General features: G+C 39.6%; 25 protein-coding genes. 2 read left to right on the top strand and 23 right to left on the bottom strand.

What is annotated here, in order from left to right:
* Positions 1-548: 548 nt before the first annotated feature.
* From BLQ87_RS02390 to BLQ87_RS02345, 10 genes are all read right to left on the bottom strand, one after another.
* A complete protein-coding gene (locus tag BLQ87_RS02390) occupies positions 549-1,376 on the bottom strand; it encodes a DUF5672 family protein (protein WP_074604523.1) in 828 nt (275 codons plus the stop codon).
* Between the two features lie 266 nt (positions 1,377-1,642).
* Positions 1,643-2,329 (bottom strand): glycosyltransferase, encoded by a 687-nt coding sequence (locus tag BLQ87_RS02385; protein WP_074604522.1) that lies wholly within the window; start codon positions 2,327-2,329, stop codon positions 1,643-1,645.
* Positions 2,330-2,377: 48 nt separating this feature from the next.
* The gene (locus BLQ87_RS02380; protein WP_074604915.1) at positions 2,378-3,154 is read right to left on the bottom strand and encodes a TlpA family protein disulfide reductase; all 777 of its coding nucleotides are present in this window, start codon (positions 3,152-3,154) and stop codon (positions 2,378-2,380) included.
* A 464-nt stretch (positions 3,155-3,618) separates the two neighbouring features.
* Positions 3,619-4,251: a glycosyltransferase gene (locus tag BLQ87_RS02375; protein ID WP_074604521.1), complete on the bottom strand. Its 633-nt coding sequence runs from the start codon at positions 4,249-4,251 to the stop codon at positions 3,619-3,621.
* Between the two features lie 49 nt (positions 4,252-4,300).
* Positions 4,301-5,887, bottom strand: a complete 1,587-nt coding sequence (locus BLQ87_RS02370; RefSeq protein ID WP_074604520.1) for a cysteine peptidase family C39 domain-containing protein — start codon at positions 5,885-5,887, stop codon at positions 4,301-4,303.
* Positions 5,888-6,407: 520 nt separating this feature from the next.
* Positions 6,408-6,734, bottom strand: a complete 327-nt coding sequence (locus BLQ87_RS02365; RefSeq protein ID WP_074604519.1) for a hypothetical protein — start codon at positions 6,732-6,734, stop codon at positions 6,408-6,410.
* Positions 6,735-6,736: 2 nt separating this feature from the next.
* Positions 6,737-7,210, bottom strand: coding sequence for a J domain-containing protein (locus BLQ87_RS02360; RefSeq protein ID WP_074604518.1), 474 nt, complete (start codon positions 7,208-7,210; stop codon positions 6,737-6,739).
* A 66-nt stretch (positions 7,211-7,276) separates the two neighbouring features.
* Complete coding sequence (locus tag BLQ87_RS02355; RefSeq protein ID WP_074604517.1) at positions 7,277-7,807, bottom strand: hypothetical protein; 531 nt, start codon at positions 7,805-7,807, stop codon at positions 7,277-7,279.
* Positions 7,808-8,402: 595 nt separating this feature from the next.
* Positions 8,403-8,816, bottom strand: coding sequence for a UPF0758 domain-containing protein (locus BLQ87_RS02350; RefSeq protein WP_074604516.1), 414 nt, complete (start codon positions 8,814-8,816; stop codon positions 8,403-8,405).
* A 21-nt stretch (positions 8,817-8,837) separates the two neighbouring features.
* Entirely contained in the window at positions 8,838-9,326 is a 489-nt protein-coding gene (locus tag BLQ87_RS02345) for a hypothetical protein (protein ID WP_074604515.1), read from the bottom strand.
* A 159-nt stretch (positions 9,327-9,485) separates the two neighbouring features.
* Here BLQ87_RS02345 and BLQ87_RS02340 point away from each other — a divergent pair, with 159 nt between their 5' ends.
* Positions 9,486-9,800: a hypothetical protein gene (locus tag BLQ87_RS02340; RefSeq protein WP_074604514.1), complete on the top strand. Its 315-nt coding sequence runs from the start codon at positions 9,486-9,488 to the stop codon at positions 9,798-9,800.
* A 237-nt stretch (positions 9,801-10,037) separates the two neighbouring features.
* On the opposite strand, the gene BLQ87_RS02335 is transcribed toward BLQ87_RS02340, so the two are convergent.
* Positions 10,038-13,676, bottom strand: a complete 3,639-nt coding sequence (locus tag BLQ87_RS02335) for an NACHT domain-containing protein (RefSeq protein WP_074604513.1) — start codon at positions 13,674-13,676, stop codon at positions 10,038-10,040.
* A 210-nt stretch (positions 13,677-13,886) separates the two neighbouring features.
* Here BLQ87_RS02335 and BLQ87_RS02330 point away from each other — a divergent pair, with 210 nt between their 5' ends.
* Entirely contained in the window at positions 13,887-15,287 is a 1,401-nt protein-coding gene (locus tag BLQ87_RS02330; protein ID WP_074604512.1) for a hypothetical protein, read from the top strand.
* 43 nt (positions 15,288-15,330) lie between these two features.
* Here the strand turns inward: BLQ87_RS02330 and BLQ87_RS02325 are convergent, their stop codons facing one another.
* The 12 genes from BLQ87_RS02325 to BLQ87_RS02270 form a co-directional block, all read right to left on the bottom strand.
* Entirely contained in the window at positions 15,331-16,245 is a 915-nt protein-coding gene (locus BLQ87_RS02325) for an SIR2 family protein (RefSeq protein WP_074604511.1), read from the bottom strand.
* A 79-nt stretch (positions 16,246-16,324) separates the two neighbouring features.
* Positions 16,325-16,501, bottom strand: coding sequence for a histone H1 (locus tag BLQ87_RS02320; RefSeq protein ID WP_074604510.1), 177 nt, complete (start codon positions 16,499-16,501; stop codon positions 16,325-16,327).
* Between the two features lie 262 nt (positions 16,502-16,763).
* Positions 16,764-17,141, bottom strand: a complete 378-nt coding sequence (locus BLQ87_RS02315) for a hypothetical protein (RefSeq protein WP_074604509.1) — start codon at positions 17,139-17,141, stop codon at positions 16,764-16,766.
* 67 nt (positions 17,142-17,208) lie between these two features.
* Positions 17,209-18,207: a hypothetical protein gene (locus BLQ87_RS02310; RefSeq protein ID WP_074604508.1), complete on the bottom strand. Its 999-nt coding sequence runs from the start codon at positions 18,205-18,207 to the stop codon at positions 17,209-17,211.
* A gap of 33 nt (positions 18,208-18,240) precedes the next feature.
* On the bottom strand, positions 18,241-19,308 hold the full coding sequence (locus BLQ87_RS02305; protein ID WP_074604507.1) for a hypothetical protein: 1,068 nt from the start codon (positions 19,306-19,308) through the stop codon (positions 18,241-18,243).
* Between the two features lie 2 nt (positions 19,309-19,310).
* The gene (traM, locus tag BLQ87_RS02300; protein ID WP_074604506.1) at positions 19,311-20,393 is read right to left on the bottom strand and encodes a conjugative transposon protein TraM; all 1,083 of its coding nucleotides are present in this window, start codon (positions 20,391-20,393) and stop codon (positions 19,311-19,313) included.
* Between the two features lie 21 nt (positions 20,394-20,414).
* Positions 20,415-20,636 carry a hypothetical protein gene (locus tag BLQ87_RS02295; RefSeq protein WP_074604505.1) on the bottom strand — a complete coding sequence of 74 codons (222 nt, stop codon included), beginning with the start codon at positions 20,634-20,636 and terminating at the stop codon, positions 20,415-20,417.
* Between the two features lie 2 nt (positions 20,637-20,638).
* Positions 20,639-21,256 (bottom strand): conjugative transposon protein TraK, encoded by a 618-nt coding sequence (gene traK / locus BLQ87_RS02290; RefSeq protein ID WP_074604914.1) that lies wholly within the window; start codon positions 21,254-21,256, stop codon positions 20,639-20,641.
* 29 nt (positions 21,257-21,285) lie between these two features.
* Positions 21,286-22,491, bottom strand: coding sequence for a conjugative transposon protein TraJ (gene traJ, locus BLQ87_RS02285; RefSeq protein WP_074604504.1), 1,206 nt, complete (start codon positions 22,489-22,491; stop codon positions 21,286-21,288).
* A gap of 9 nt (positions 22,492-22,500) precedes the next feature.
* Positions 22,501-23,187 carry a TerB family tellurite resistance protein gene (locus BLQ87_RS02280; protein ID WP_245723778.1) on the bottom strand — a complete coding sequence of 229 codons (687 nt, stop codon included), beginning with the start codon at positions 23,185-23,187 and terminating at the stop codon, positions 22,501-22,503.
* The gene (locus BLQ87_RS02275) at positions 23,171-23,833 is read right to left on the bottom strand and encodes a hypothetical protein (protein WP_074604503.1); all 663 of its coding nucleotides are present in this window, start codon (positions 23,831-23,833) and stop codon (positions 23,171-23,173) included. Before BLQ87_RS02275 ends, BLQ87_RS02280 begins: the two co-directional genes overlap by 17 nt.
* Positions 23,817-24,500: a conjugal transfer protein TraI gene (locus tag BLQ87_RS02270; RefSeq protein ID WP_074604912.1), complete on the bottom strand. Its 684-nt coding sequence runs from the start codon at positions 24,498-24,500 to the stop codon at positions 23,817-23,819. Before BLQ87_RS02270 ends, BLQ87_RS02275 begins: the two co-directional genes overlap by 17 nt.
* Positions 24,501-24,619: the final 119 nt, after the last annotated feature.

Below are 24,619 nucleotides of genomic sequence, written 5' to 3'. Positions count from 1 at the left end.
GCATAGTAGTTTTATAACCTCCAATCACATAACCAACAGTGCACAAAGAGTGGATAAATTCATATGGCAAAACTCGCTAAAATCACCTAAATATTTAGCCGTTTTTTATTCCAAGATTTTATATATGTAATTGAATTCCCAAGATTTTTTAACAGAAACAAGCCATTGCTTTGATCGGGTATTTATTTTTGTGTCCGTCATATAGCTCCTTAAAATAAATTAAAGTAAGACTGGCATTTGGTGTCAATCCTCCATAAATTTATTAAGGCCAGTTGACCCCATAGCGATTCCGGCAAAGCAAAGTAATTAAATAGGAAAAGTGGTGAACATGGGGGGAATTAGCCTACTTCTTGCCATCAAAAAGCCTACCTAACCAATCCATGATTATTTGAAGGCCACAGTTAAGGAAAATTTCAGTTAATAGTTCCATACAACAATTAACAAGATACAAAATTTATCCCAACTTCTGCCCTTCATCCCGGAAGTTATCCTGGCCTCTAAGCCAGATATACATATTTAAATCCTGAAAATTCAACCTTACCCATTTATTAGATAAACTTTTTTACAGCATTTAATAAAGATTGTTCATATCCAAATTCCTCCAAAGTTGGCATCCAAAATGTAATGTGCTTATTAAAAGCGTGACACCCAAAAGGACAATCCATGTTGTTAATGTCGCAAGAAAGCATTAAATCATTTTCGAATGAAAACCTCAATGCAACTTTATAATCCGGTATTTTAAGGTTTCTTCTTTTTCTATTCACCTCAATCGACCAAAATACATCCTCATTGAAGCAGACTTCTGTTCGTTCTTTATAAATTTTTGCCTCGGTTTTATATTTAATGGTTAGATCGTGAAATTTTTCAACTTTTCTCAACGATAAACCACCGTTACCTACGACGTTAATTAACTGCCTATAGTCTGGATGTCCGTTGGTTTGTTTATTATATCTCCGGAATAAATATGCTCTAGCTAACAGGATGTATTTCTGCCAAAAATTCATTTGTTCAAACGAATATAACCAAGGCGCACCTATGTAATCGTACCCCTTTTCACACCAATACTTTAGTTCATCAAAAAAAACCAACGCATCAAGTTGATAGATTAACATAAATTCATATTCATTAAATTTGCTATAAAATTGCGATGACAACATTAATTGGTTATAGCCATGCACGTTTAAAAAGAAATGGTCGTCAAAAGAAATGACATGTGTAAATCTGGAATCTACCAGATTTATATCCAATGACTTCGGCTTAATAGCGATTATTGGATGTTTTGCCAGTATATCAAAACACTGATTGAGAGAAAATCGATCGTCATAACTTAAGTTGGTCTTGTAAATAGGGATAACTACGGCAACCTGCTGCTTCATAACTAATTAATTAATTAATTACAATTTAACTTTTTGATACTTTGAGGAAGCCTTTTAAGCAGCGAACTCTCCTGAGTAATAATCTCTGCGGCAGCTTGCATACCATTTTTCAAGACAAACTTTTGATCTATAACAAACCCTTTCATGGAAACTCACTCCTGCGGGTAACAATAAGAAGAAATGAGTGATAACATAATGGATATCAAAACAGTTGATTTCATTTAAAAGTGAATATGAATGTAGGTTGTAAGTAGATTAACTTTCATTTAGGTTACCCAACTGTTTAGCCAATAATGAAGCGCAACCGCCTCATTTAGTTTAGTTTGTAATTCAGCTGGCACCATTTCATCATTAAGCAACACGTCCACTTCCTCACTAGATAAAGGGTATACATATTTTGGATCAATTATCCTCAATTCCAGTTTATCCCTGTGCTGCTGATATACCCTTGTAACCATATATGGACCAGTAGAATTCAGCACATCTAAAATCTTATTTGGAGTAGGCTTTAACGGCTTTATTGACTCTTTGATCAAAAGTCCAATAAATGGATGTTCAGGGATAGAGGCCAGAAATGCATTGCATAACAGATCAGGTATTTTATGCATTGCACAATGAGCGGGTGGTTCGATGGAGATAGTACAAACATCACCCGTTAATAAGGACTCAAGGTTCTGAAAGCACTCAAAATCCATATCTACATATACGCCTCCAAATTTGAATAATACCAAGTATCTAAACAGATCAGCCCTTTGAATATTTGCCGGGAAATCCAGGTAGTTCTGTAAGAGACCTGGAAAATTTTCCGAAATAAATTCCAAGCAAGCTTCATCTGTCCAAAAGCAGTATTGCCAGTCTGGATGATATTCTTCCCAAGTACTTGACATTATGCTTAAATGTTTAGGAATTTCTTCGTTTTTCCAGGTCTGATGAAGGATTTTTGGGATTTCCATGGTGGCTAATCTAGCAGGGATTAAAGTTTTGTGAACATCATATTAATATTACAGATCATGAAGGACTGACTTCAAATCTCCAACATCGCCAACAGCCTTTATGACGAATCCATTTTTGTCAATAATAATGTGGGTTGGATATGAAAAAACCTTTAGCTTCTCCAGAAGAAACGGCTTCTGATTTGGAACAACATGGTAAACAAATTTCACCTTTTTAAGAAAAGCAGAAAGCGCTTTCGCTTGATCAAATGCTAAACCTATAAATAATATATCCTTTCGATCTTTTTGTTCTGCTACTAAATTGTTCAACTCTGGCATCTCCTGAACACAGGGAATGCAACTGATATACCAGCACTTAAGCACAACAATCTTTCCCTTGACTATCTTATTGCTGTAAGTTTTTCCATCTAAATCTTTAAAACTGAAGTCTGGGAATTTCTTTCCTTCCCATGTGTAATAGTTGAAATACAATTTACCGACTTCTTTAATAACCGATTTAAGTACCAAATCCGTTTTCTGAGGAAAAGGAAATAACCGAAAAACCAATGAATTAGTGCCTGCATTAACTCGCAATGGCAAATATTTTCCTTCGGAAACTTTTTTTAGAAACAGCCCCCGGTCTATAGGTTTATGATTTTCATCGTAAGCTATGAAATTGCGTGATAGCAACAAATATTTATGCCTATAGGCTCCCCAGCTGTCCATATCTTTCAGTATAGCAGACGGAGCTACCATAGCAGTTTCCTGCTTTGCGGACTGCCCATTTGTACAGGAACTACAACATAACAATAATAATAAAAGCTTAAAAGCAATATTTCGGTTCATCTTTGCTATTTTTAGATTATATTTTTCACACGTTAACAGTACCGCTGCTGACAATCATTTTACTTTTTATAAAGCGATACTCTTATATAGATAGCCAGTGTGTTAAACTGGCTATCTGAAACACTAACAAGGCCATTTAGCCGACTTAGTATCAGGGCAAACTGACAACGAACTTAAGTTCTGTGTGCAAGAGCTACAAATTAATGGATTATGTTTCCAGCAGCACATATAACCTCGAAGGTATGAACCTCCTCCAATCCCGGTACTACTTTCCTCCGGTCCGCTTGGTCCACCCTCTGAACCATAATCGGTTCCACCTCTAATTTTCCTGAGTTCATCTCTACTAAAGACTTGTCCTAGCTTAATTTTTCTGTTCATAATTTAAAATTTACATTGATTGAATCTATCGAACCAAGCATGATAGTGTATGCTACATATATTGAGATGAGTACATGTAAAAATGATTAAAGCCAAGAGTGCAGCCAGTAATGGATCATAGCCTTGCTATCGGTAGATTCTGGCATCTCCTTAATTTCACTATAGTCGTAAAGAAACACATCTTTTACTTCCAACATCGATTGCTTAGAATTAGGATTTTCAGCATATACAATATTCATCCGCATCGGTCCGGAATATATAAGTGTACTCATTGAGTCTCTTTCATTATTCGTGAAGATTTGAATAATATTTGTTGCTAATTTCAACAGATAAGCTTCCCCTTTTTCTGCGGCAAAAGCTTCAGAAGCTATACTTTGATCTCTTGGATCTCGTAAAAGAAATCCCTGAGGATGATTGAAACACAATTCTTTAAAGAGCTCCATTGAAAGCAGCTGGATATCCCAATCATAGTAATGACCTCCGTAATGATAAATGATTAAGTACCGCGCCAGATCTGCTGCCTCTGCATGGTTTCTTGCAGTTAAAAAAGGCAGCACTGCCTGCGGGTAATATTTTGTCAAAAACTTTTCAATACGAGCGTCTGTCCAAATTTTGATTTTATAGCTTTCGCCTCTTAAGGCCGTCCAAGAACTCAAACACCTTCTTACCACATTATTCTTTTTTGGGCCTACAATTTGATGGATAATATTTGGAACCATGCAAGTGAATTTATTGATAGTGAATTTTTAAGTGATTTAATGATCGCTATTAGTTAAAAAGGTAGATTATATCTTCTAATCGATATGGGGCAGGTAGTTTATAGCCATCAATCAAGATCGTTGGGGTAGCACCAATTTTAGCCTCCATACACCATTCATTATGCAGCTCAGCTATTTCCTTTGATTCCTGGTTTATTTCGACAGGGAAGCCTCTCGCCCACTCTTCATAATTTTTATCCTTTTGAGCATACCATTCTTCAACTGCTTGCTTTAAAAGGGATTCCCCGGATAAACTATTTAAGGCGTTGATGTGTACAGCAACTTGTGTTGAAGGGTCTTCGATATCATCACTACTGGCAAAAATGATATTCAGCTTAATATCTTCTCTATAAGTAAGCCATTCTTCGACCATCCTGTGAGCCGTAGCGCAGGGACCGCAGTATGGGCTACTGACTATCGTAATCGTATTTTTCGCCAATGGATTACCCAATTGGACTGGTTTCAAGCTGTCAGGGATCTGGAAATGCAGTTGACTACCTAGCAACTGATAAAACAAGGAACTATTATATTTGAATTTTTTCACTTGCAGCTTGAGTGAGCTAATTTGGGCAGCATCTATAAGAAATGGTTTGATGAATGACCAAATCGCAACCGGTGCCAAAAAACATAAGATTGAAAAAGGTGATATATTTCCAACTACCCCTAAAGAACCCGTAAAGAAAAATACAGCGGTCTCTAGCCACAGAATTACCTGGACCGTACAGCACAACACACACCAATTTTTTACCCGGTATTGATAGGTAAAAGAATACACTGTATATGGCAATGAGGCAACGTTCAGCCACCCCAACAGATGAAGTGTTTCAACATCTTTATTCAACAGCAAAATTGAAGACCCTGTAAAAAAGCAAAAACCGACTTCGCTCCAGCTTAGCCAACTGGTAACATTTGCAGCCTCAGACAAAAGGATGTTATTGCAACCATTTTTGTTTCCAAGTGTACAAAGGTTTTGAATAAATGGATTTCTGGAATCAATGCTATGTGTTAATAAGAGTAAAGTGACAAAAACTCCTATCAAATTTAACCCTAGTAAGGAAGACTGGATCCAACTAAGTCCATTCCGATCTAAACATAAAAACACGATCAGAGCCAGCACCAATATTAAGAAAGGAATTCTTAGGATCTTTATCCACCCCTTGACAAGATTATCCCAATATTTTTCTTCTCCACTATTTGATTCCTTCTGAGCGTATAATATCACCCCGTCCCATTTGACTAAGAAATCTCCTTCATTCATTACTGCATCAAATTTATGCTCATCTTTATACCTAACTTTCCCGGCCTCAATTTCAGTGATCAGGATGAATTTCTCTTCTTCTCCTACCATATGGGCAATAAAAGGAAAGGAAATATCTTCAGGATTATAATGTTTTTTTTCTATCTGGTAGATTTGATGAGGCACTTCCCATCCATAAAGGCAATCACTTAACGACAAGAGGCTGGGAAAATCTGGATGCTCTTCAAGATTTCTTTTTATGGTGTGAAATGAGACAGGTATATTTAAAGCTTTAAGTAGCGCTGTTAAAACACTAATGGAATTCGACCGATCTTTTAGGACATTAAGTAACGGAGGCATAAAATCGACAATTTATATAATTAAAAAATAAGAGATTTATTGATATAGCCATAATAAACCGAGTCAGCATCTAAAATCTGGATCTTTCTATATATGATTAAATCAAATCAGGGTTAATAATTTCCCAAAAATTAACCCTCACCATCAGCAAAGCCTATAAGTAAAAAAACTAACTTGCTTAAAAACGATGTAGTACTTAAATGTAAACTCGAAGAGGTGATAAGATTTTGATCTAAAAACCGTGTATTTTCTTAATACACAAGGCGTATTTAACAAAGTAAGGACAAATGGTCAGCGTTTTCCCGAGTTTTAAAAGATGTAGGGAATTTTTTAGGTAAAATTTAGATCTTATTTTTGAGCAGTAAATTATCATATGAAAGAATTAATTAATTTAGATTTACTAAATATTGTATTAAAAATTTAGTCTGGCAACCTGTACTGTGCTGGGCGTTAACTACATACTACGCCCCGTTTTCTTTCAGAACTAAGTGCTTGGGCTTCTAAAGGCAGATTGTTAGTTTCAGCGATTATGCCTTCGTTTAAATAGTTTGTTGGCCTGAGCGATATAGGAGTTTACCAGCAAAACAACCTCCTGAAAACTCAGATCAGATTCACCTGCTTCATTTTCAAAATAAACTGTTGTCTCTTCTACCATTATATCAGTTTTGAGCAATTGAAACTTAGGATACCCCGCAGCGGGATTTGGAAAAAAAAGTTGCAGGATTACCTCATCATATTCTGCAACAGCAGTTTCAAATAGATCAATATCAGTCGTCATGTCCTCAAATTCCACCACAGTCTGTTTATTTAGCTGTATCAGTGCCAGTCTTGTCAGTTCAGTTCTCACAACTATGCAATCCTTTTACGTTTATCCTCTTTAATAATTTCACTACCATACTTTGCCCTGATCTCATCCAGGGATTTTTTTCCACCTTTGGAAACCTTAAACTCGGCAGTACGGAAATACCAAGCCTGTTTTTTAGGAGCGAAAAAGAAGCCTGCTTCTTTAAAGATTGCCCTGTGGGGGTATGTCTCACCAGTGACCCAAATCCAGTAGCTAACAACCTCAATCAGGATACCGCCCAAATGGATAATTTTTTCAATAGCCTGCCTGTAGCTTTCGGAAAATTCCATTTCCTTCTCGGTTTCTTCCTGGGAAAGGTTGGCACTACCAACCGCTTTTGCACTTGCAAAAGCATATTCTTTGTTGATCTCCTGCATTGTCAGTGTATCGCCTCCCAGATCGGGATGATACTGTTTGGCCAGTTTTTTATAAGCGGCCTTTACTTCATCAATCGTCTGGCATTCATTAAACCATTTCATAAAAAAGTATTTAGGGTTAAAAACTGAAGGAAAAGCCCCCTATCCCAAATAAGGGGCTAATAACAGTTAGATAGGAATTACAATTTCAGCCTCAACCTCCGCCAAACGCTCAGTAAAACGAGTAGTCATAAACTCCACTGTACCACCAATAACCATAGCACTTTCCGTACGAAAAACGTTGCCCTCTCCATCACGAATAGTAAGCTCACAGCCCTTAAAACTGATATTACTTTTAGCCATATCATCCTCATCATTCTGCGCAATGACAAAGGATTTCAGTTGATCGATATACCCATTATACCTATCACGTAAAGCCGTTTTTTTCGCCAAATCAGCAACAAGCTGTAAAGTCTGCTCTAAATTCAAGGCAGGTTTAACACCTACCACAGGTTCACGTTTAGGCTGCTCACCAGCTACATTAACATCAACTTCCGCATCATTAACCGCCTTTACATCTACTTCTTTAACCTCCGCTTTACCCCCATCCAAAGTGACAGCCGATGGTGAATTATTAGGTTTTATACCTGCCAAAACCGGATTAATAGTGTGATCTGCTTTACCGTTTGTATTATTATTATTTATTGCTGTAGTTTTCATAACATTGAATTTTTCAAGATTTAAAATTGAACTGAACTAAGCCCAAAGGGCGTTAAGCTAATACCAACCAGCTTTTAAAGCTGGTCTGTTGGTTTTGGCGGTGGGTGGGCTTCTGCCTATTGCTATCCTCATGGTTCTTGCCTTTTAAAAAAGATCAGTCGGCTGAAGCCTCCTGTCTTTTTGATATCACCCGCACCTGAACACAATCCGGTTGCTATGCAAGGCTTTGCGGGAAAAAAAACCTCGGCCGCGTAGCGGCCAGGGAAGATTTTTTCCCAGCAAACCCGTTAGGGCTTGCCTTGCTGAGCAACAGGATTGTTCAGACCTTTGTATCTAAAAAGACCGGGTAGTTCTTTACAGTGCACTTTAAAAAGGCTTAAAAGGCACACTGTTATAAGCTACCTGTCTGGCCGGTTTGCTGTCCGTCTGGCGTGACCAATTTATTTTTCCGCTATGCTATTCCTTCCTAACTGTCCCCGCAGCTAGTTTAATTTGCATTTTCACCCTGCAGCATTGGCAAAGCGTAGCCCCCCTGCCAGCTAAACCGACAGAACGATTCTCCTCTGAGCTGAACTCAGACAGACAAATAAAAAACTTAATTGATTTTAATGATCCTCATAGGCGAATAAATACGCCTGGCTATTTCAAAGGCAGCAATAATAGAATTGGATTTGGCAATACCCGTTACCTTAAAGCGGCAGAGATCGGCATAGTTCAAAGCAGATAAATGGTGTAATATATTATCGACACTATTCAGCATTCTTTCCGCCAGAGCAACTGCGGTTTCATCAGGTATTCCCGTTCCTATAATAATAGCTAGCAGTTCCGCATTATTCATGGCATCAGTTCCAAGATCGAACATCTTTTCCCTTGGCCTTTTTTCAGGCTCCCAGCTTTTGATCCCCTTCTCACGTTGCTGTTTATTCTCCCTGTAAAGCTCCCGAACAGTCTTATCCTTCCTATCCAGATAGGCGGCACTTTGCACCAAAGAATTAAGGGCAAGTACCATATTTAAGAAGTCCTCTCACACTTACAAACGGACTGAATGTAATTGATGTCGTTGAAAGGGAAACTTCAGTACAACTTCTACTTTGGTATTAAACCGGCTTTTAACAGCCGTATTGACCTGACCAATAATTTTATTAAAACTATCAACCTCGATATCAAATAGTCGCTTATCTTCCAAGGTTTCAGGTTTATTAAAAGCCGTCTCCAAGTAAATTGTATTCATTTCCCTGTAGATCTTAAGATCATCATGGGCGTGATGAGCAACCATATAACTAACTACCTGATCGACCAGCCGATCCAAATGATAGGATTTGATGTAATCCTTGCTCATTCCATGAGGGACACTAAAAACGGGATGCGTATTTAGCCGCAGCTGGTTTTCCTTGACCTGTACATCCTCAAAATCCAGAACATAAAGTCCTTCCTGATCATACACCTCTTTAATAAAAGTAAAAACCTGGTCTTTTTTCGGTGTAACATAGACAACTCTGGTTAATGGCTCGAATTTCATATTATCCCCTATTTCTTCCTATTAAAAATACCAAATAAAAAAGCCTTAAGCAATAAAAATAACATCTTCAACATCAAAATAAAACAACATTGCAACCGACATTTTTAACCAAAGCATATTTTTTATAAATTTATTCATCAATAAACCAAATAGTTACAGATGTCAACATCAAGCCTAGAGCCTCAATGCGAAAATTGCGGAAAGCCATTATTTGGCAGAACAGACAAAAAGTTCTGTAACGACAACTGCAGAAATCACTTCAACCGGATCAAGGGTAACCAGAAAAAATACAAAGACCCAACACCAAATTCGGAGATATTCCAGATCATAAAACGCAACCATGAAATTTTAAGCGCTTATAAAAAACTAAAGCTCGCAGAAGGAACCATTCAATTTGTCGAACGCGATGACCTCATTCGAAAAGGATATCATTTCAAATTCTTCACCAGTATTTACGTAGATGCAAAAGGATGAATATGGAAGTACTGCCTTGATTACGGCCTTAACGAAGATCAACAAATAGCCGGAACCATACGCTGCGCAATCAGCTACAGCCCCGAACAGGTAATACTGACCAAGAATGCAATTCCCTAATCATAAAAATTGGGGATACAGGCTCATTCACAAATTAAAAGGAACTACAATCTCATGTTGTATTTTGTCCTGTAATTCTTCGCTTTTGAAATTATGATAATTGCAATAAACCTCTAGCTAATTCAAACTGCGTTCCTTAACCATATGTGTAACACTTTCCTTTATCTCAGAAAAAACCATTCTAATCTCATCTGAAGGAACAAAAACATCAAATAAATGTAAATGAGTTCTTTTTCCCATTCCGTCTAAACAATCTGCCAAAAAGTTAAATTCATGTAATGTAGTAATCTCCTTAGCATAAATCTCTAGTGCCGGAGTGATCCTTTCAATAGATAAATTTCTTTGGTTTAATGTACTAATCCAACTACGGGCAGAATGGGATTTTGTATATTTTTCCTCCCTCATCTCTGCAAGCAGATCTTGAGTATTAGGCAAATAATAGCTTTGTTGTTCTGATTTAAGAAATGGTAGCAGATCATTCAGAACCCAGTCCTTGTAGCCTAATCTGTAACAAATCTGGGCAATGCTATTCAACGAATAGTCAGAAAAGTACTTCAAATAAGGATTAAGCCGCTTAAGAAAGGTATTACTTATTCTCCCCTGCATAGTCGGGTTCCAAAAGCCAAATGTAGAATTAATGTGCTTGAATAAGGAATTAGGATCATCAATTTCATGGATAGCCTTATCTACAAGCTTTAATGCACATTCTGTTTGAATATATAACGCTACCTGAACACCGTACACATTTCGATTGATCATGTCCCAATTTTCAAGTAACAGTTCCTCAGCATCATTTACTGGTATCTTCATCAATAGCCTGGTTAATATCTCAACCATACTAGTAAGCTCGGATCTATTTCTTTCCATTTGAAACAGAAATGAAACTTGCTTTTTTAACTGGTCGGTCCAAACATGATAGGCATATTGAATTAGCATCGTAGTATCGGTATTCAAAATATATTGATCAATAACTGTAAAATCACTTGCGATCATCCTTTGGCGAATTACTGACATATAAAGTACATTATCTTCTTGCTCCACTAGTTTTGAATACTTGATGACATCGCCTGGCAACGCGTTGTCTGCCCAGTACTTGTAACTAACCCTTCTTCTTATATCTGGATTACTATGATCCATCCAATATGTCCTAAGATAATCCAAAGACTTATCCGGCATCCTGTAACCACATCTTGTAATAGCCCACTTATCACTAGGATACATTACAGAAAAAGCACTTCCAGGCCGAGCTTCTTCGATTTTGCCAGCAATATTCGCTATTGTCCTTTTAAGTGCCAAAGGGTGGTCGAGTAATTCAAAAATGGAAAGAATAATAAATTCATAATCCGTGTACAGATCGTCAAGAATAGCTACCTGCTCGTCAGTTAACTTCCACCTTACATTAGAAAATTCATGTTCCGTTTCGTTTCTTACTCCCTTTGGATATCCATGGTCATGACCTTCATCTGGTAAGTTTATAAAATAATCTAATCCATCTATCAGCACGTCCTTGGTCTCATCATTGATGCAATTAATAATCGACCATAGATAATACGGACAGAGCTCCTTTTTGTCTCCAGTGTTCCAGGCAATTTTTAAGGTTCGCGGAAGACTGGAATTTTTCAAATAACCTGCAATTAAAAAACCTCCTTTTAAGGTATCCTCGTTTAATTCATTCTCCAATAATATGGATTTAAGATCCCGAACTATCTGATTATAATGGTAATGCTTTACATGGTCCAGAATCTGATCCCTTAGCTCATTACCTATTGCAGGTTCAAAATCCCCTAGATTTGCAAAATATCTAATGCCACTTAGACAATCACCACTTTTAAAATTCGCCATATTAATATTTCGTTTTGATGGCAATCTAGAAATGATAGACTGCATATCCGAAGTATCTGTATCCAATAAATCCCAGGTAATAGAAGCCATCATGGAGCTATTATTAGACGGAAAATCATTTTGATTTACCCATTTGCTCAATAAATCTTTAACCTGTTGCAGATAATTGACATCACTTTCACCCTGCAAATATTTAATGCAATAAAATAATGCCACAGGATTTTTGTCTCCAATTATTGTTAAAACCTCTTGAACAGGTTTAAGATCGGCTATTGCGATAGCCAACAAATTAGAAAAGAAAGGATCACTTATGATTTCATCATTGTCATGAATTGAAAAAAGCAGTTTTGAAAAACCTTTAGAAAGTATAAAATCTCTTACTCTATCATGCCTGAATTGGATTCCACCATCTTCCTTTACAAACAACAGTTCACGATCTGTTGCAAGTGCATCAAACAATGCGATAGTTTGTGAGTCATGTGCAAACCAAGTGGATAAATCATCATAGCTGGGGTCAACATTTTTGTTTCTCAACATCGTCTCCCCAATTAAGGTTAAAATATTTTTTTGCTTGAATTGAGGATAATTTAATCTCTCAGCTGATAAGGCCAATTTGTCATAGACAAAATCCCCTAAGACCAGTGTACCTTGATTTATCGAATAACTTCCTGCTTTTTTTATCCTCTCCAGATTGAATCCTATTAACAGAGGATCATTTCCAGTGCGATTACAAAGCTCTTTGAGTTCCGGTTTTGTTAACTTAACCTTACCAGATAACCCATTAATAATGAAAGATTCCACCACTTCATTGTCAGGAACAGGCAACTTAAAGTAATTAAAACCAGCTCTCTTTTTCTCTAAATTCTCAATTTGCTGAAAATATCGTGGCCATATTGGACACAATATTTTAAAATCGATTATTCTGGAATCATTTTTAATTTCCAAACTCCAGGATATCAATTTGTTCAGAACCTCTGATCTGTTTATACAATGATTAACATCATCAACAACGATCACCAACTCCTCTTCATCAAAGAATTTTCTAAAATCATCATTAACAAACAATTTATCATCGTATGATTTAAGGAATAGCTCAATTAAATGAAACACATTGTTTGCCTGAAGTACCATTTCAGGTTTAACCCTAAACCCAAATGAAGGATGACTGATCAACTCGTCCAATAATCTGTAACATAGTGTACTCTTCCCCATGCCTGAGTCAGCAATAATCAGAGTTAATAAATTTGGTTCTCTGTAATAATGCTCAACCAAATCTTGCAACTGCCACTCCTTATCAAGCGATTCAGAATCAATAAATGATTCTGCCTTATATTGAGCCAGGTTCTGTTTTAAAATCTCAAAGACTTTTTCAATAGACAGCAGCTCCCGATCAATGTTAAGGAACTGCTTTCGCAGATATTGCCCGTGAGCATCAAGATCAAGAAAGGATGAGATTGCACTAAGTTCTAACAACTCAACAGAAACATCATTATTTTCACCGCATGCGACGACCTTCTCCCACAACGCTTCATCGACCATTTGATTCGTAGTTAAATAAACGGTGAACTCAGCAGAAGGAATCCGCTGTTTAATTTCTTTAGCGCGTTCAATTACCTTAATAAGATCACCATTACCGGTATCCGATTTTGGTTTCTTTCCCTTATACGTTGACTTATCATACAACCACTTCCTTTCAAGATTAGAATCATCAGTAGTATGTTCTACAATGTGAAATTTATTCCCATCTACAGAACAGAAAGAGTCCAGCTTACCTTTTACCGTTTCTCCTTTTTCATTAAGCCCACCAACTATTAGATTTGAAAGATCTTCATATTTTTTCCTTAAAACTGCATTAGCAAGTTGTTCATATAAGGCGCGATCGGTAATCGCTTTAACATGTTCTGCTGTGGTCATTAAAAGCTTAGTTTATTTGAGAACTAATAAGGAATAAAACATAAATATGTTACATATTTCACTAAAAAATGTAACAAAATGCAAAAAACATTAATGTATGGTTTTATATTTAAAGATTAGCGACCTTAATTGATCATATCTGAAGCACTTAAAATATCGACTTTGGGATATAATAATTTAGAAGATTAGAAATAATTAACACCTTAGCATATGATCAGAATATATATGGACTGGAATGTCATGAGTCAAATGAAAGCTGGCAGGCACACAGAGTTTTCTGAAATCATTGCCGACAAAGACAAATTCTTCAAGCTCTACTCCACTTCTCATATCGGAGACATCGCAGCAAGTAATCAAAATGAGTCTAATAAAGTAAACATCGATTCCGACCTGGAATTTATAGCAAATTTGACTGGTAACTACTGCGTATTTAATACCGGCAAAGAAGTAATCATTGAAAAAAGATCCCCACAAGAGCTTTACGCTGATAAAACAGATCTTAAAGACATTTTGAATATACTTGATTTTGACATCAGCGAATTAATGCCCAATGCAGAAGACCAGGAAATCGCTAACCTGATCACGCCGGCACTAGACTCATTAAAAAATTTACCTATAGATGATGTGTTCAAGCAGGCGTTTGAGAATCCAGAAACAGCAGCCCAAATGAAGCAATTTTTGCCTGATCTGGAAAACAATTATACGCCTGCGGGCCTATTTAATTCCCTATTAAACATGTTTCACAGACTTAATGAAAAAGGAGATTACAAACAACTTCGTACAATAGTACAAAACGGCACCAAGATCAACCGTGACAGGCTTTATGATACTTCGGATCCTTACAAGATGATAGATGCCGGTTATCAAAAACTTGGCATCACTTATCCTGATGTAACAGATTTAAATCCAAACGCCCCTCAATGGTACAATCAACTTACCAATGAGTACCTAAAACTTGACATGCACGGCTATCAGGAAGACCAGGTGAAAATTGATAAAGGAAGGAAACAGACCTTTCGCAACACGATGGAAGATGCCTTTCATACTGCATTTGCTACCACATGCGACTTTTATATTACCAGTGACAAAAAGAACTATAAAAAAGCACAAACGATTTATGAAAAACTTGGTATGAATTCACTTGTGATGAACCCTCAAGAGTTTATTCAACATTACAAAGACTGGCTTCACTTCAAGGGAGAAAGGTTTTTGCGCATAATCCCAGCAATTCTTAAGCATGTAGAACCCCGAGTTAGTGAAGATGGTAACCAGCGTACTTATTTCGGCTGCTTCTTCCTTTTTGACTATTTCAACAAAATCACTCACATTACCGACAATGAAACTGAAGGCGGCAGCTTCCTTATGCTTTCAAGGGAAAAGCCTACAAATTCAAGGCATTTATTCGGAAACGAACTCGATGTGCTGATCAGGAAATTACTAACTGTCTTTGGAAATGACATAGAGCAACTTGATGGATTAGATGAAAAAACAGAAGCAGCTCAGATTAGAGAAGGCACATGGAAAGGCAGAAAGTGGATTCATAATAAATTACTTTATAAGCTAAGGGTCTTAAATGGCTATCTTCAGCTTTATATTTCTAACAGTCAGTAGATAGAATTACGGCTAAACAATATTGCTCACGTCACCAATATTTTCAGGCCAGCGTATTTTTAAAATTTTCATAGAAAGCGGCATAATTACCATCGGGAGCATTAATAGGCAATATCTCGACCCCCAGCGCCTGCAATACATCTATTCTTTCCTTTTGACGCTGTACACTAAATTCAGGTATGATCCAGCGGATGGTGTTGAGCAGTCCAGCTCCCTTACGCTTTAATCTTGCCCGGAAATTTAGGATGAACCAGAGATGTGTCTCGGTAAAGTCCAAACCAAAACCAATAATATCGATATCTCTTGTAAAGAAAAGATGCACCCAGTTTTCCTGCGCATTATCCATGAGCTGGGCAAGTCCTTTTCCGGAATTGTCTTTCAAGAGATTATGGATTTTCTCCAGGTAATCTGCATAATGTTCAAATCCAATTAAGATCGAGGCCTCAGGAAAATTAGTTAGCTTCCCATTATAGCCGTTATCACATTCCCCGTGTATATGCCAAACTTTATAATCACTGACCTTATTATAACGGTAAAGGCTGTATTTAGGGCGTTTTAAATGTTTACCCTTTGCCTGGTCAAACAAAGAAAACAAAGATCTTTCAATACAGTAATCATAGTTGGTAGTCATAAAATGTGCGTAATATCCAGTTGCTATAATAGCAGGCAGAATAGGATTTGGTTGTAATTTGAGGGCTTCAGCTCCCATGAGCTGTTTAAGTTTTTTCACATTATCCTCCACAATCTTATTGCGATCGATATCAAATGAAATCTGCTCAAAAAAGAGCTGATAAGGCTTATTCCTTCGCTCTACATTTACCTTAGCTTTCCTGCAAACCTCTCGTAACAAATCATCCCATGAAATCGGATTGTCCAGTTGATTCATGCCATTACCAAGGAAAAGATACTTTTCCTCAGCTTTGTAGTATTTTTTAAGCGATGTATATTTTAAGGCCATGAATTCATTGATCAGGATGAGAGAATTGATATTTGCTATTCATATAAAAACCCGGCAAGCCGGGTTTTAAGTAGTAAAATTATTTCGTGTTTTTCTTAGCGGTCACCTCATTGCGGATATCCTGGGCAAGCATCTTCGCACTTTGCAATGCCCCACGCAACCTGGTACCAGCGGCTTTATTCCCTTTTTCAAAAAATGCAGTGGCATCTTTTTCAGCTTCAGCAATCAGTGATTTCAATTCTTCAAACTTTTTCATACAATTCAGATTTTGTTTATAATTGGTTATACAATAATACCATTAAACGGTAATAAAACTCAGCTAATTCAAATAAAGCCTTTTGAGATTGTTAATAACTACGCCTGGCATCAACATACCATTAGCCTCACAATAGTTTTGTGAGCTGTAAAATTTTGCCGCGAACACCTGATTCATTGTTAATAATCCCCTGCCTGCCAACATTCGACGACTAAACTAACTGGTTTTATTTCCATACATCTTTTTGATTTAAAACATACCCCTAGTTAATAGAAATACCTTTGGAGTGATCTATTTTAAGACTTTTTCCATCTGCAATATCAATGGTTACTCCATATTTCTCTTTGAGCTCACGTTCTTTAAGCAGATACACCCCCATGTCCTTGGTCAGACTATCGCGGTCATTAACAATAATGGACTGCACCCTTCCTTCAGCATGGGCAAGGGTCATTTCAAGATCCTTCCAGGCATTTCCTGTGAAATTGCCACTGACAGCCTTATTTTCAGCAAAAATCATGGGCATTTCAATTTTATGAATGTCACAATGATCTTTGAGCTGTTTAAGCTTTTCATTCACTACAGAATCATCGTGCACATTATCAACACGCATATACCCAAATGCAAATTTTTCCTCCTTCATATTTTTAGATTTAAAGGCCGGGAAATTCCCAGGCCCTGGTAAACATTAAACTATAAGAGCATAAACTCTATCTACTCATCTCCTGAGAGGCAGCCGCATCCTTTTCCACCTTCTTATCATTCTTTTTGCCACTGTTAATTTCCATGTTTTTCCCAGGCTCTTTTAGAAACTGTTCACGTTTTTGCACACCGCCATCCTTATCAAAGAAATTAAGTTTTTTATACCGCGCTTCCACTTCAATGGTCAGTTCTAGTCCTTTACCGTCCTTACCAATTGCAGTAATAACTGGGCTATCCCCATTACTTAACCTGGTCTCTAATGCAGCAAACTGCTTAGGATCTGCCAGCTCCTTGATGTTGTATTTTTCCAGTTCAGCCCTAGGATCAAAGCGTTCCTCACCACTAAACTGCAAGACCTGGTAATTGTCCCTGAACTTAGGAGAATCAAAGTCATACTTGATCCAGGCCGAGTAAATCTCTCCTTTCAAAGAATTCAGCATATCATCCCTATGCACATACTTACCCTGGATCAGGTTTGCACCCTGGGGAATGCTAGTCCCTTTGCCCCTATCCAACCATACCGTCTGTGTTCTTGGCACCAACCTGAATGTTCTTTGAAATTCAGCATTAATGGAATCAATCTTTCCATCAGTCATGGTAGCGACAACCTGGCTATCTCCAAAGGTCTTTCCATAAGACAGGGCGCTTTCACCCTTCTGTTGTTTAAAAAGATCAATCGCCGCAAGCGTTCCCTCTATTCCCTGAAACCGTTTTTCTCCATCCCTTTCCGGCAGGGTCACAAAGAACTTTAGACCCTCATCCAACACCTTTCCCTGGTTATAGGCCACCTGGAATTTACTGATGTAGTAATTCTCAGATCGATTGGATTGATTGATAAACGTAGTCGCTTCCACTTGTCCGCGTTTAGCAGCATAGAGGTCAGTTACCGCAATCCGGTCGACACCGTTTCTCATCTGCTCCTCCAACAGCACAATAGATTTTTCACCCATCCCGAGCTCCCTGGCTTTGGATAATACATTGTCAATACTCTCTAAATTTGAATTCATGGTATTTGATTTTTATGTAAATGAATAAATGAATTACATGGATAAACCCTGATCAGGACTATTTGAACGATCTTTTTCTATAACCTTATTCTTAATCAGCTCAAAGCCTTTGGTAAGATTGGGCGACTCGTGACGGAGACTTTTTAGCAGCATATCCTTAGTGATTTCCTCCCCGAACTCGTTGCGAATGATAAGTTGATTTCCCCTTGGATGCGCCTCTATAAAAAACCTCCGGTCAGCAGGGTGAATCCCATTCATGCGAAACTGGTTACCCTGCCTAAGATTGAGCAAAACCTCTGAAGAGCTGAGCTTGTAAAGCTTAGTTTCCTCAGCAAGTTCATAGAGTTTCCGTTTGAGTTCATCGCCCTTATCATCGAAAACTTCGAGCTTTAATTCCTCGCCCTTTTCTCCTCTCCCTAAACGAATCCATTTTCCCGCATCCAGTTCAGCAGAGGGAAAGACATAAACCGGCCTTTGTTCTACAAAGTTCACCAGCTGCTCACGGTTTAGGAGATAATCTCCAGGCAAGGAAACTGAGACATTATTTGCCGGATCCGCCGAACCACGAAGACTTAAGTTAAGGTCAGAAAACATGAAAAGGCCCTTTTCATCCTGTTGAAAAACAGGGGCAATACCCAAAATCCGGTTATCGTCCATCTTACCCAGCACTTTAAAACTCACATTTTGCTGACCATATTCCAGATAATGGTCCAGCACTTTAGCAATACTATCCAGTCCTCTTTGCTCAAAGATTCCCTTTAGCGTTGAAATATTTTGCGCCCTGAGCTGCTGCAGATCACTAAAAACCTTTGGTTTATCATATAACAAAGCCTTCGCCTGATGCAGTAAACGTAAAAATCGGTTTGGATATAGCTGTTTCTGGAGCTTTGAAGTCACAGAACTTATCATCGCCACATAAGGCTTTTCTGTATCCACTGGCCGCTCAGAAAGCCGGTATAATCCTTTGCGCAAATATTCGTATTTCTGCCGTGCGATTTCCGCATCCTGCTCGCCGGTTTTCCCTCCGAGTTGCCGAAGCTCATTTTCCAGCTTCTCCCAGTTCTGCCAAAGCACTTTCGCCCTGTTCTGTTCCGTTTCCACAACTACCTTCTCCCTGCCTGGTTATTACGCAGTAAGACCTTAAAACCAGCTTTGAGTGGAACGCGTATCTTTCGCACCTTTTTTGTTAACAAGCTCTTTGCAGCATCAATACCCGCGCCGGCTGCCTGAACACCAATAGACTGGTCCATACTCAAAAACTCCATGCCTTGAACCGCATCATTAAAGCCTGCCCCAGCAGCTATACCCAGCTCAGCAGCAGGGGCATCTAATCCTGCCATACCATCCAGGCTATAGACCGACAGGTTTACCGGAATGATCGAAGTTCCTAAACGGATATTCTTAATATTCAGCAGCAAACGGTGGTTACTCAATTGACTAAGAGCAAAAATCTCATGACCTTTAGGGATCAGCATAGACCCGATACGTAAAGTATCCAAAAGCTGAAGCTTCACCGATGCACCCTGACCAACTTTTTGCTTGTCCACGATAATTGCCGGAATGGCCCTAAACTGGCTGTCAGGAAGCAAAGGCTGAGCAGCAACCTGTGCTCGTAGTTTCTGCGTCACCAGTTCGGGGTTCTGGATGGAAATGATCTTGTCCAGCATGCCATTCAACTGGGTGACTTCCGGATCTTCCTCCCTTTTATCCTGCATAGACCTCATCAAAAATTCCAGGCGATCCACATCACTTTTAATTGAAGCTGGCTGGCCATGAACTGAGCCCGAAACATTCCTAACCGCAGCAGCAACCGGCGGACTGGGTTTCGACAGTTCCGTATTCAATGCTTCCAGTTTTGCAGTCAGCTCAGTAGTCGGATCCACGGCATTCTCCTTATGAATCCCAGGACCTGAAACTGTTGCCAAGCCGCCACCGGACAAACCAAAAGATTTAACCTTAGCCGAATCCCTGGCTGTCATTTCATAGATACCGAGTTTGTCACCTGGCTGAGCCTTTTTAAAAGCCGCATCAGGCAGCGTTTGGTTGATCCCCGAAACATTAAGCTCATTAGCTCGGCCACCGGAACCACCCCCCAGGGCATAAAACATCCCCGCAAAGATCAGGAGCAAAAAGACAGGCGCGATCATCATCACCTTCCTTTGATTGATTTTCTGTTTAGTTTTCATAAAATATAACTTGATGAATGATTAAAAAAATGCGCTTAGCACCAGGTAAAAGCAATAAATCCCGAAAGCTGTACCCAGGGCGACTAGTACCGTCACTAGAACTGGAAGATTAACTTTGCGTAAAGGATGATTGATCCGGTCAGCCAGTCCCTGTTGCAGCTTAAGTAGCCTAAAAGCCAGCTTTTCTGCTACTTGATCAACATCAGCAGCACGACGATTACCTGTTTTCCAAAAAAGTCCCATACTTAAAATTTTAAAGGCAAATCCCTATTTTCCAGGATCTCCCAGTTCTGAATTAGAAAGCCATGCGGGTTATCATCTGTCTTTACCTTCAAATCACGCACTTGTCCCTGGCTCACTAAACGCCTGTACACCGTACTGCTAGATCTCACCAGTTTCTGGGTCGCATAACAGCGAAAAGTATAGGGCTGAACATTTAAAGCCAGCCCTATACTATCCACCGTAATTTCCTGGGAAATATTCGCGCTGATCAGGTTATTGTAATAACCCGATTCCTTCAGGTTATCATACTGCTTTTTTGCACTCTGATCGGCCAGGTACAAGGACCTGGAAACCGTAGCCCGGATGGCCTTATCCTCAGGACTCAGGTTAAAAAAAAGTTCATGAAAAGTCTTGATATGATCGCGAAGCTCCACCGGCAGGTAAACATCACGGCCAGCGGCAACCGCAGAAAGCACCTTACCATTATACAGGATATATACCTGCTGGCTTTGTTGGTGCAGCGTGCGGCAAAACATGTAAATACCAAAGCATACCACCAGCACATTAGCCAGCAGGAAAGCCACAGAAAAGCTTTTAATGTGCTTAAAAGCCGAGTCAATATTTTGAAGTTGTCTAAACATCACCATAGAAAAAAAAATGAAACAAGAAGCTAATTACCCGATAGTTTATCCTTGAAATAATCCTTACCGGCGCCCTCAGCCATACCGTACGACGCCTTTCGATAAGCATCCCCATGACCATCTGCGCTCATCCCGGATTCACGCTTGCCACCAAAGGAAAGATTCGATCGAACACTACCTTTGAGCGCTGAGGCAGTACTGGCAACGATACTGTTTACCTTCATCAAAATGGCATTTCCACCACCTGCATGTACCACATAATTGGCCACCGTTGGCACTGAAAAATACCCCAGGATACCAATGATCAGGAAAATAAAATAACAGATGTCGGTCGTAGAAAACAGCGTATCCCCACCGGTCTGGATCTCGGAAATGTCCAGTTTGATCATGTTCTGCTGAATCTTTCCCAGAATAGCCCCAAAGATATTGGCAATCGGTAGCCAGAGGTAAATATTGATATACCGCGCTATCCAGACCGAAAGTGTATGCTGCAAGCCGTCATAGACCGCAAAGCCAAGTACCACCGGCCCAAGAATTGCCAGCACGATCAGAAAAAAAGTCCTCAGGGTATTTACGCAAAGTGCCGCAGCCTGGTAAACAATCTCCAGCACCTCGCCAATGAAAGTCTTGAAGGCATGTCGCATCTTATAATCCTGCTTATCCGCCCAAAACCGAAAATCGTTATAAACCGATTCGATCCAGCCTTCAGACTTGCCACCGGGATCATCCGGATGGATCAGGTCATACCAGATTTCCCGGTTGCCCAAACCATCCACTCCGACCATGGCCTTCCACTTGTCGGTCTTTTGCATCGCCAGTTCTTTCTCCTTAAGCAAAACTCTGATCGCCCGATCACTATCTCTAACCATCCCCTTAGTTCCAGCCAAAGACAAACCTAAAACGCCGTTCATCGTCCAAATTACCGCTGGAAACAGCAGAATAGCCAAGCCCAAGGCAAATGGACGAAGCAGCGGGTAAACATCAATCGGTTCCGCCTGGGCGATCTGCCGCCAGACCCGCGAGGAAATGTACCAAAGGGCACCAAAACCAGCTATTCCACGACCGGCAGATATCAGGCCTGAACACAATGGCATCATCTGCTCATAGACCTGGTCCAACACCGATTGCAGGCTACCCACCCGTTCGCCCATACTTTGGGCAAAAGAACCAAAAGGCAGGCACAACAGTCCCAGACAAAGGCAAATGCCTAAGTTTCCAATATATAATGTCTTCATAAAAATTAGCTAATAGAGGTCCGACACACTTTTGAGTTCCATTTTTTGTTTATCGCGCTGAAGGGACAACCCCAAGGCCTGGGCATTAAAAGTCCGCAGAAAAACCAGCTTGTCCTTTACCCTTGCATAGATCCGGTCAATAGCAACCAGGCGCTCCTGATCCGACATTCGCAATTTTGCCGCAGTAATCACCGTCAGCAACTCATCCAGGTTATCCAAAGACAGCTCAAAAAGATTCTTATATACCCGCCCCAGATAATCCAGCTCCGAAGGGTTGAAATTTCCCCCGGCAGAAAACCGCTTAAACGCATTCTTATACTCTGAAATCAGCTGCTTCTGATAGGTGATGATATCCAGCACCCTGCGGTACTTTTTGATCTCAGGATTCACCAGCATCAACCCGTCGAGAAAAAACTCATGCAAGGAAAAGTTCCCAGAAGTAATATCCCGAACCGCATTGTATCCGGTAACCAGCACCGTATAACCCTTTTTAGCATCTTCCAAAATGTTTTTCAACTGGCTGAGCTTTTCGACATTCAATAGCAACTGCTGCACTTCGGTACTCTGGGCAGATGCCCTATAGCCCGAGGCAAGCAGTAAACTAAGAACCAAAAGCAAATCATACAACACCGAGCCCAAAACTGATTTCCATATTTGCCTGAAAAAAGCAGGGCCTAATCTATTCCACGTTTCCATAAGCTTTATTTAAAAAGTGAACTGATCTTAAATCCATTTCCTTGCTGCCCACAAGCCCCTGAACATCAGCAGCGAAAGCCCTGGTAAAGGCCGCTTTGTTCTGCATCGACTTATACAACTCATCGAGTTTGTCCAATCTGGCCTTATCATCCATTTCCAAAAGACCTGGACTGATGATCAGCAGCAGCATTTCCAGATCCATGGCACAGTCCATCAACACTTTTGCCTTAACAGACTGAATATAGACCCGGTTGGCATCAGAAAGCAGCCCAGATGATCTTCCCAAAGTCATCCCGGAAAAGCCTTTAACAATCTCTTTCTGAAAAAGAACAATTTCTGCCAGTTTAAAATGGCTACGGATATAAGGACTAACCGAAGACAGCGAAGCAATGAAAGCTGAATGCAGCGTAAACTCTCCCGTAGTCAACTTTTTAATCGTATTCAATCCCGAACCCGCAATATCATAGCCTTTCTTCGCGTAACCTAAATACACCTGCAAGGCGGCAATCTGCTGCACCAGGTATTTTTTCTGCGTCTTCTTCTGCTTAAAAAACTCCGCAAAAGTCTGAGCCGAGGACAGCAGCGGACAAAAGCCCAGCAGCACCAGGTATAAAAAAGTAAAGCATTTACTACTCCTGTATTCCATAAATCTCCTTTAAAGCCGTCACCTCATCCAAAGACTTCGCCCTTTGAATACTGGTGCCGATGTTAACAGCATTGAACTTTTTTAACGCCGAGTAATTCTCATCCATAGCATCAGCCGCATGGGAGATCAGCTCCAGACGCTCCCCGTCAGTCATTTGGGTCTTAAAGGAGTTCACCACTAAAATAATCTGGTCCAGATTCTTCACACTCTCCTCCAAAATCCCAGAGTAAACCTTTTCCATATACTCCAACTCCGAAGGCTGAAAATGCCGATCCTTTTTAAACAATCCCCAAGCCCATTTATACTCATCAATGATTGCCAGCTGCTTGGTCGTCAAATCCTTCAGCCGCTTGTAATAAGCAACTGCCGTTTTAATTTCCCAAAGCTCATTGTAATAGCCCGAATACAACTCCTTCTGACGGTTAGTCCAATCAGCGATTTCTGTCAGCTTCAATTTAGACAGCGTATTTTCTAACACCTTCTGCGCATTCTGCAGCCAGATCGTCTGATTTTGTAAACGCTGGACTTTCAAATCAACAGCCTTAATTACCTTCTTAACCCCAGCCTTAATCACCTCTACCACCGCAATCTGTGCAGTTGCCCCCTTAGGAAGGCCCACCATCAGCGTCATCGCACTTACCGGCAAAATCACCATATATTGTTTCATAGCTCCAAGCGTCCTCCTGCTGACGCGGTTAACAGATCCAAAAAAGTATTCAAAAACACGCCGAGCGCCATCAAAGGACAAAGACATCCCAGTCGGCCAAGAAATGGCCGATCGCAGTT

The sequence above is a fragment of the Pedobacter steynii genome (genome assembly GCF_900103665.1).
Lineage (GTDB): Bacteria > Bacteroidota > Bacteroidia > Sphingobacteriales > Sphingobacteriaceae > Pedobacter > Pedobacter steynii.
This window is presented reverse-complemented; position numbering and strand designations above follow the sequence as displayed.